Origin of the sequence: Enterobacter sp. C6, assembly GCF_008122455.1 — a bacterium.
GTDB lineage: Bacteria > Pseudomonadota > Gammaproteobacteria > Enterobacterales > Enterobacteriaceae > Enterobacter > Enterobacter pseudoroggenkampii.
In genome coordinates, this window is the sequence record NZ_QPFW01000115.1 from 1 (window position 1) to 6,762 (window position 6,762).

The window sequence follows — 6,762 nt, forward strand, 5'->3', positions numbered from 1 at the left end:
AGAGGGAGGCAATCACGTAGGCCGCCACCTTGTAGCGGGTGGTGCGAATCCCCGAGAGGCGCGCCGCTTCCGGGTTACCGCCAATGGCGTACATCCGACGACCGTGAGTGGTGAGCGACAGCCCCAGCTGCGCCAGAAACGTCACCACCAGCATGATGATCACAATCGTCGGCACCTGCCCCAGCAGGCTGAACGCCGTCGGAATGGTGCCTTCCGCCATGTCACCGCTCGGCAGCACCATGTTCTCGGTAATCGAGCCGCCGTAGCTGTAGGTCATCGCCACGCCCTGGATCACAAACAGGCTGGCCAGCGTCGCGAGCATGTCCGGAATGCGCAGGATGACGATCAGAAAGGCGTTAAACAGGCCGACCAGCGTGCAGAGCGCGAGGGTGATCAGAATCGACTCGGTGGTGCCGAAGCCGTGCCAGACGAAAAGGGAAATCACCAGCGCGTTCGCCAGCGACGCGGTCGATCCTACGGAGAGATCGAACCCGCCGATGGTCAGCGATATCGACACGCCGATGGATATCACCGTCACGATGGCAATCGAACGCAGAATATTGATGATGTTGTTTGGATCGAGGAAGCTGTCCGACGCCAGGCCAAAGACGGCCACCAGCGCGACGACGGTTAACAGCATGCCCCACTTGTAGAGAAAATCGAAAATCTGCTGACGGCCAGACGCCGTCGCGTTTACTGAAAGGGCCTTGCTCACGACGCCGTTCCTCCGGTTGAATAATAAAGTAGTGTCTCTTCACGGGCCTCGGCCCCGGCGATTTCCGCCACGATGCGCCCGTCCCACAGCACGCAGATGCGGTCGCACAGCCCAACCAGCTCGGCAAACTCGCCGGAGGCGTAAATCACCCCTTTGCCCTCGCGCGCCAGGCCGTCGATCAGCTGGAACAGATCGGTTTTGGCCTTCACGTCCACGCCTTTGGTCGGCTCGTCGAAGATCAGCACGCTCGCGTCATTGCGCAGCCACTTGCCGATGGCGACCTTCTGCTGGTTGCCGCCGGAGAGACGTCGCAAAACCTGCCCGGGACAGCGGGCGCGCACGCCGACGCGGGCGATCACCTCCTCCGCCCAGCGCCACGCCTGACGATGGCCGAACAGGCTCCAGCGCGAGAAGCTGTTATCAGCGCACACGGCAAGGTTCATGCTCACCGGCTCGTCGATAAAAATGCCCTCTTTGCGCCGCTCTTCCGGCACCAGCGCCAGGCCGCGCAGCACCGAGTCGGCCGGGTCGCGAGGCTGCCAGGGCTGTTGATTCAACTCACCGCGCGCCACGCGGCTTTTGCTGGCGCCAAACAGCGCCTTGCAGAGTTCGGTTTTCCCCGCCCCCGCCAGCCCGGCAATCCCGAGAATTTCGCCTTTGCGCAGGTGCAGGGAGATATCTTTCAGCAGCGCGTCGTCATGCAGACCTTCCACCCGCAGCAGCGTTTCGTCGCCGTGCGGCGGCCGAGCGGGCGGGTAGATATCGCTCAGCACGTGGCCGAGCATCTTCTCGACGATCGCTTCGCCGCTAAGATCGGCCATAGGGCCGGACTCGATCAGCTTGCCGTCGCGCAGCACCGTTAAGGTGTCGCAGATGGCCTTCAGCTCGTGAATGCGGTGGGAGATAAACACCACCCCGATGCCCTGCTGCTTTAACCGTCTCACCACGGCAAACAGGCGCTCGCTCTCGTGCGCGTCCAGCGGCGCGGTGGGCTCATCAAGAATCAAAAAACGACAGTGATGAGACAGGGCGCGCGCCAGCAAAATCTGCTGCTTTTCGGCAAGCGTGCAGCTGTCGATGGAACGGCGTACGTCCATAGAAACGTCCAGCTGCGCCAGCGCCTGTCTCGCCTGCTGGCGGACCGCGCCCCAGCTGAAGCGATGCCCCGGCTGCGCCAGCTGGTCGAGCATGATGTTTTCGGCAATGCTTAACCCCGGGATCAGCGCCACGTCCACCTCCTGCTGCACGAGGTGGATCCCCAGCCGTTTGGCGTCCAGCGGCTCGCGGATGCTTACCGGCTGGTTGTTAATGCTGATCTCACCCTCATAGTTGTCGTGCGTCCCGCACAGCACCGCCATCAGCGTCGATTTTCCCGCGCCGTTGGCACCGGTCAGCGCATGTACCGATCCGCCGGTTAAGGTGAAGTTCACGCGCGACAGCGCCTGAAACCCGGAAAAGGCCAGGCTGATACCGCGCATTTTAAGGCGACTGGAAACCATCCGCGTAAATCCTTCATTACTCTTCTGATTTATCGAATTTTTCACAGCTCCGGTTGACTGACAACGACGGAAAAGGCATAAGTTAAAGCGAAATATTATTAGCCATCCGGATGTCCAGACATAACATCGGGTTAGCGCTTGCTAAAAAAGGACAACACCATGAGCAACACCGATATCCGCGTCGTGCCTGGCCCGGCGAACTACTTCTCCCATCCCGGAAGCCTTGCGCATCTGAATGACTTCTTTACCCCGGAACAGCTTTCCCGCGCGGTGTGGATCTACGGCGAGCGCGCTATCGACGGCGCGCGCCCTTTCCTGCCTGAGAGCTTTCACGCGCCGGGGGCGAAACACCTGTTGTTTAAAGGCCACTGCAGCGAGCGCGACGTCACCCATCTGGTGAACGAATCCGGCAGTGACGCCAGCGTGGTGATTGGCGTCGGCGGCGGTGCGGTACTGGATACCGTCAAGGCCGTGGCGCGTCGTCTGGGCGTGCCGTTCGTGGGCATCCCCACCGTTGCCGCCACCTGCGCGGCGTGGACCCCGCTCTCCGTCTGGTACAACGATGCAGGTCAGGCGCTGCATTTTGAGATCTTCGACGACGCCAACTTCCTGGTGCTGGTAGAGCCGCAGATCGTCCTTAACGCCCCGGCGGAATACCTGCTGGCGGGCATCGGCGATACGCTGGCGAAGTGGTACGAAGCGGTTGTGTTGGCACCTGAGCCGCAGAACCTGCCGCTGACCGTGCGGCTGGGCATCAACGGCGCGCTGGCGATCCGCGACGTGCTGCTGGAGCACAGTGAGGAAGCGCTGGCCGACCAGCAGCGCGGCGAACAGACGCAGGCGTTTCGGGACGTGGTGGATGCGATTATCGCCGGCGGCGGGATGGTCGGCGGGTTGGGCGAACGTTATACCCGCGTGGCGGCGGCGCATGCGGTGCACAACGGTTTAACCGTGCTGCCGCAGACGGAAAAATACCTCCACGGTACCAAGGTGGCCTACGGCATTCTGGTGCAGAGCGCCCTGCTCGGCCAGGACGACGTGCTGGCGCAGTTGGTGACGGCGTACCAGCGCTTTAACCTGCCGACCACGCTTCGCGAGCTGGACGTCGACATCAATAACCGGGAAGCGCTGGATAAGGTCATTGCCCACACCCTGCGCCCGGTGGAGTCGATTCACTATCTACCGGTTGCGTTAACGCCTGACGTTCTGCGCGCCGCGTTTGAGAAAGTGGAATCCTTCAGCCGTTAATCGCGCCGACAGGCTATACCTAATGATGATTCTTTCTACTCTTGCAACGAGGTCATCATGCAGATCGATTTAACAGGTAAAAAGGCGCTGGTTACCGGTGCCAGCCGCGGGTTGGGTCGGGCTATTGCACTCTCGCTGGCGCGCGCCGGTGCGGATGTGATTATTACGTATGAAAAATCTGCCGATAAAGCCCAGGCGGTCGCCGATGAGATTAAGGCGCTGGGACGACACAGCGAAGCCGTGCAGGCGGACAGCGCCAGTGCGCAGGCGATTCAGGATGCCGTCACCCATGCGGCACGTTCCCTTGGCGGGCTGGACATTCTGGTCAACAATGCCGGGATCGCGCGCGGCGGCCCGCTGGAGTCCATGACGCTGGCAGATATTGACGCCCTTATCAACGTCAACATCCGCGGCGTGGTGATCGCCATTCAGGAAGCGCTGGTGCACATGTCCGACGGCGGGCGCATCATCAACATCGGCAGCTGTCTGGCAAACCGCGTGGCGATGCCGGGCATTGCCGTTTACTCGATGACGAAGTCCGCTCTTAACTCCCTCACCCGCGGTCTGGCCCGTGATTTAGGACCGCGCGGCATTACCGTAAACCTGGTGCACCCCGGCCCCACCAACAGCGATATGAACCCGGAAGACGGCGAACAGGCGGAAGCCCAGCGCCAGATGATTGCGGTCGGTCACTACGGCCAGCCGGAAGACATCGCGGCGGCGGTCACCTTCCTCGCCAGCCCGGCTGCCGGGCAGATCTCCGGTACCGGTCTGGACGTGGACGGTGGTTTGAACGCCTGATCGCACATTTCCTGCAAGCCTCTGTCGTCCGGCAGAGGCCTTCCCGAGCACCCTCGACGGTTCCCGTTTTGCCGCTTTCTTCCGGTTTTTCTCCGCTCTACAGTACCCCATTAGAAATTCGGAATTTATCTAATAGTCTTATTATTTCCTTATATTCTGTGTGGGCGTACAGTGGAGGTACGGATGAAGATTGTCTGGTCCAATGGTGCAAAGAAGGCGTTTTCAAAGATTGAAGAGCGGTATCAGCGACGCATTGAGGTAAAGCTTACTGAGCTGGATGACCGCTCGGCTCCCCGGCCCGATATCAAAAAAATATCGGCGACAGAAGATCATTTCCGGCTACGCGTTGGCGATTACCGCATCATCTATACGCTTCGGGACGATCCCGATGACCATTGTTATGTTTTGGCCGTCAAGCGCAGAACTTCAACGACTTACCTACATGAGGAGAGTGCCACATATGGCTGTACAGCTAATCAAGGACGATAACGGGAAAACGCAGTACGCCGTTATTCCCTATCACGAATATTTTCGTATGCTCTTACAGATGTCAGAAATTGACGACGAAACCGATGACGATCTGGAGGATATTGAGGTCGAACACGATAGTCTGGATGACGTGGAATTGCCCGGAGAAGTGTGCAGCATCATGACCTGGCAGAACGTCAGCTTGCAGGCCGCGTGGCGTATCCTGCGTGGGTTATCCCAGCAGGAGGTGGCGGAGAAACTCGGTATCAGCCAGTCCGCCGTGTCACAGCTGGAAGCGCTGGACTCCCGTCCGCAAAAACGCACCCGCGAAAAGCTGGCGGCGATCTACGGCTGTAAGCAGGAGCAGATCAGCCTCTATCTTCCGAAAGAGGGTTAACAGCACTTCGCTCCGCCCTTGCCGCCGTAACGGGCGTCCTGGCGGTCACGGAAAAATTCTTCATAGGTCATTGGCGTCTGGTCCGGATGGTTGACGCGCATATGCTCGACGTAGTTGTCGTAGTCCGGCACGCCAATCATCATTTTGGCGGCCTGGCCCAGGTACTTACCGGCTTTGGAAAGGGTGTCGAACATGATTCTGATCTCACAGGGAATGTAGGCCGGGTAAGGCGAAGCCGCCACCCGGCACAAAGGTTAGTGCGCCCCTTTCGCCTGGGTCACAATCTCTTCCAGGTTTTCAGGCATTGGCTCGTACGGCGTCTCTTTCGCCGTTGGCTTATCGTTTTTCAACGCCGCCAGCGCGGTCTTGAGAGAATACAACGCCAGCACCACGACCACCACCATAAAGAAGATGGTCAGCCCGGCGTCCAGACGGTTGTTAAACACCAGCTGAGACAGCTGCGACTCGGTGTACTGCGCCGGGATCTTACCGCTGTCGATCATCGCCTGGAACTTGTTGGCGATCGCCAGGAAGCCCACTTTGTTGTCCGGGCTGAAGGCTTTCTGCCAGCCTGCAGTCAGGGTACAGATCAGCAGCCATGCGGTTGGCACTAATGCCACCCAGGCGTAACGCTGGCGCTTCATCTTGAATAGCACCACCGCGCAGAGCATCAGCGCCATGCCTGCCAGCATCTGGTTGGCGATACCAAACAGCGGCCACAGGGTGTTAATCCCGCCCAGCGGGTCGACCACACCCTGATGCAGGAAGTAGCCCCATGCCAGCACGCACAGCGCCGTCGCCAGCAGGTTAGCCGGGAGCGAATCGGTACGCTTCAGGTTCGGGGAGATCACCCCCAGCAGGTCCTGCAGCATAAAGCGCGCCGCACGGGTTCCCGCATCCACCGCAGTCAGGATAAACAGCGCCTCGAACAGGATGGCGAAGTGATACCAGAACGACACGTCCATCAGCCCGCCCAGCGCGCCGTGCAGGATGTAGGCCATGCCGACCGCCAGCGTCGGCGCCCCGCCCGCACGGGAGATAATCGACTGCTCGCCCACTTCACTGGCGATGCTCGTCAACGTATCAGGGGTAATCGCAAAGCCCCAGCCGCTCACCACCTGCGCGGCGGATGCCACCACGTCAACGGTTCCAGCCGGCGCCAGGACCGCCATCGGGCTGTTCATCGCGAAGTACACGCCCGGGTCGATGATACAGGCCGAGACCAGCGCCATGATGGCGACGAAGGACTCCATCAGCATGCCGCCGTAGCCAATCAGGCAGGCCTGATTTTCGTTCGCCAGCATCTTCGGCGTCGTCCCGGAGGCGATCAGCGCGTGGAAGCCGGACACCGCGCCGCAGGCGATGGTGATAAACAGGAACGGGAACAGGTTACCGGTCCAGACCGGGCCAGTGCCGTCGATAAATTTGGTTAACGCAGGCATGGTCAGGGTCGGGCGCATAATCAGAATGCCGATCGCCAGCCCAATGATGGTGCCGATTTTCAGGAAGGTAGAGAGGTAGTCACGCGGGGCCAGCAGCAGCCACACCGGCAGCACCGCCGCCACAAAGCCGTAGCCCACCAGCATCCAGGTCAGCTGTACGCCGGTAAAGTCGAAGAACGGCGCCCAGGTCGG

Annotated in this window: 8 protein-coding genes; 4 read left to right on the forward strand and 4 right to left on the reverse strand. The window is 60.4% G+C overall.

Annotated elements, in window-relative coordinates; genetic code table 11:
* On the reverse strand, positions 1-715 hold a 715-nt coding region (locus DOU50_RS01740), incomplete at its 3' end, for an ABC transporter permease (protein WP_148768633.1).
* A complete protein-coding gene (locus DOU50_RS01745; protein WP_148768634.1) occupies positions 712-2,214 on the reverse strand; it encodes a sugar ABC transporter ATP-binding protein in 1,503 nt (500 codons plus the stop codon). The genes DOU50_RS01740 and DOU50_RS01745, both read right to left, overlap by 4 nt.
* 159 nt (positions 2,215-2,373) lie before the next feature.
* Between DOU50_RS01745 and DOU50_RS01750 the strand changes: the two genes are divergently transcribed.
* The 4 genes from DOU50_RS01750 (at position 2,374) to DOU50_RS01765 (ending at position 5,128) form a co-directional block, all read left to right on the forward strand.
* Positions 2,374-3,462 (forward strand): oxidoreductase, encoded by a 1,089-nt coding sequence (locus DOU50_RS01750; protein ID WP_024906990.1) that lies wholly within the window; start codon positions 2,374-2,376, stop codon positions 3,460-3,462.
* A 57-nt stretch (positions 3,463-3,519) separates the two neighbouring features.
* Positions 3,520-4,263 carry an SDR family NAD(P)-dependent oxidoreductase gene (locus tag DOU50_RS01755; protein WP_024906989.1) on the forward strand — a complete coding sequence of 248 codons (744 nt, stop codon included), beginning with the start codon at positions 3,520-3,522 and terminating at the stop codon, positions 4,261-4,263.
* Positions 4,264-4,446: 183 nt separating this feature from the next.
* Positions 4,447-4,752 carry a type II toxin-antitoxin system RelE family toxin gene (locus DOU50_RS01760; RefSeq protein WP_032649596.1) on the forward strand — a complete coding sequence of 102 codons (306 nt, stop codon included), beginning with the start codon at positions 4,447-4,449 and terminating at the stop codon, positions 4,750-4,752.
* Entirely contained in the window at positions 4,724-5,128 is a 405-nt protein-coding gene (locus DOU50_RS01765) for a helix-turn-helix domain-containing protein (protein WP_045909615.1), read from the forward strand. Before DOU50_RS01760 ends, DOU50_RS01765 begins: the two co-directional genes overlap by 29 nt.
* On the opposite strand, the gene DOU50_RS01770 is transcribed toward DOU50_RS01765, so the two are convergent.
* Positions 5,125-5,322, reverse strand: a complete 198-nt coding sequence (locus DOU50_RS01770; protein ID WP_006809671.1) for a YbdD/YjiX family protein — start codon at positions 5,320-5,322, stop codon at positions 5,125-5,127. The genes DOU50_RS01765 and DOU50_RS01770 overlap by 4 nt on opposite strands.
* 60 nt (positions 5,323-5,382) lie before the next feature.
* Positions 5,383-6,762: carbon starvation CstA family protein (locus DOU50_RS01775; RefSeq protein WP_148768635.1), on the reverse strand; the 1,380-nt coding region annotated here is incomplete at its 5' end.

What these genes read in the sequence shown, in the direction of transcription:
- DOU50_RS01750 (WP_024906990.1), top strand. Translation starts at nt 2,374, where the DNA reads ATGAGCAACACCGATATCCGCGTCGTGCCTGGCCCGGCGAACTACTTC.
- DOU50_RS01760 (WP_032649596.1), top strand. Translation starts at nt 4,447, where the DNA reads ATGAAGATTGTCTGGTCCAATGGTGCAAAGAAGGCGTTTTCAAAGATT.
- DOU50_RS01770 (WP_006809671.1), bottom strand. Translation starts at nt 5,322, where the DNA reads ATGTTCGACACCCTTTCCAAAGCCGGTAAGTACCTGGGCCAGGCCGCC.
- DOU50_RS01765 (WP_045909615.1), top strand. Translation starts at nt 4,724, where the DNA reads ATGGCTGTACAGCTAATCAAGGACGATAACGGGAAAACGCAGTACGCC.
- DOU50_RS01745 (WP_148768634.1), bottom strand. Translation starts at nt 2,214, where the DNA reads ATGGTTTCCAGTCGCCTTAAAATGCGCGGTATCAGCCTGGCCTTTTCC.
- DOU50_RS01755 (WP_024906989.1), top strand. Translation starts at nt 3,520, where the DNA reads ATGCAGATCGATTTAACAGGTAAAAAGGCGCTGGTTACCGGTGCCAGC.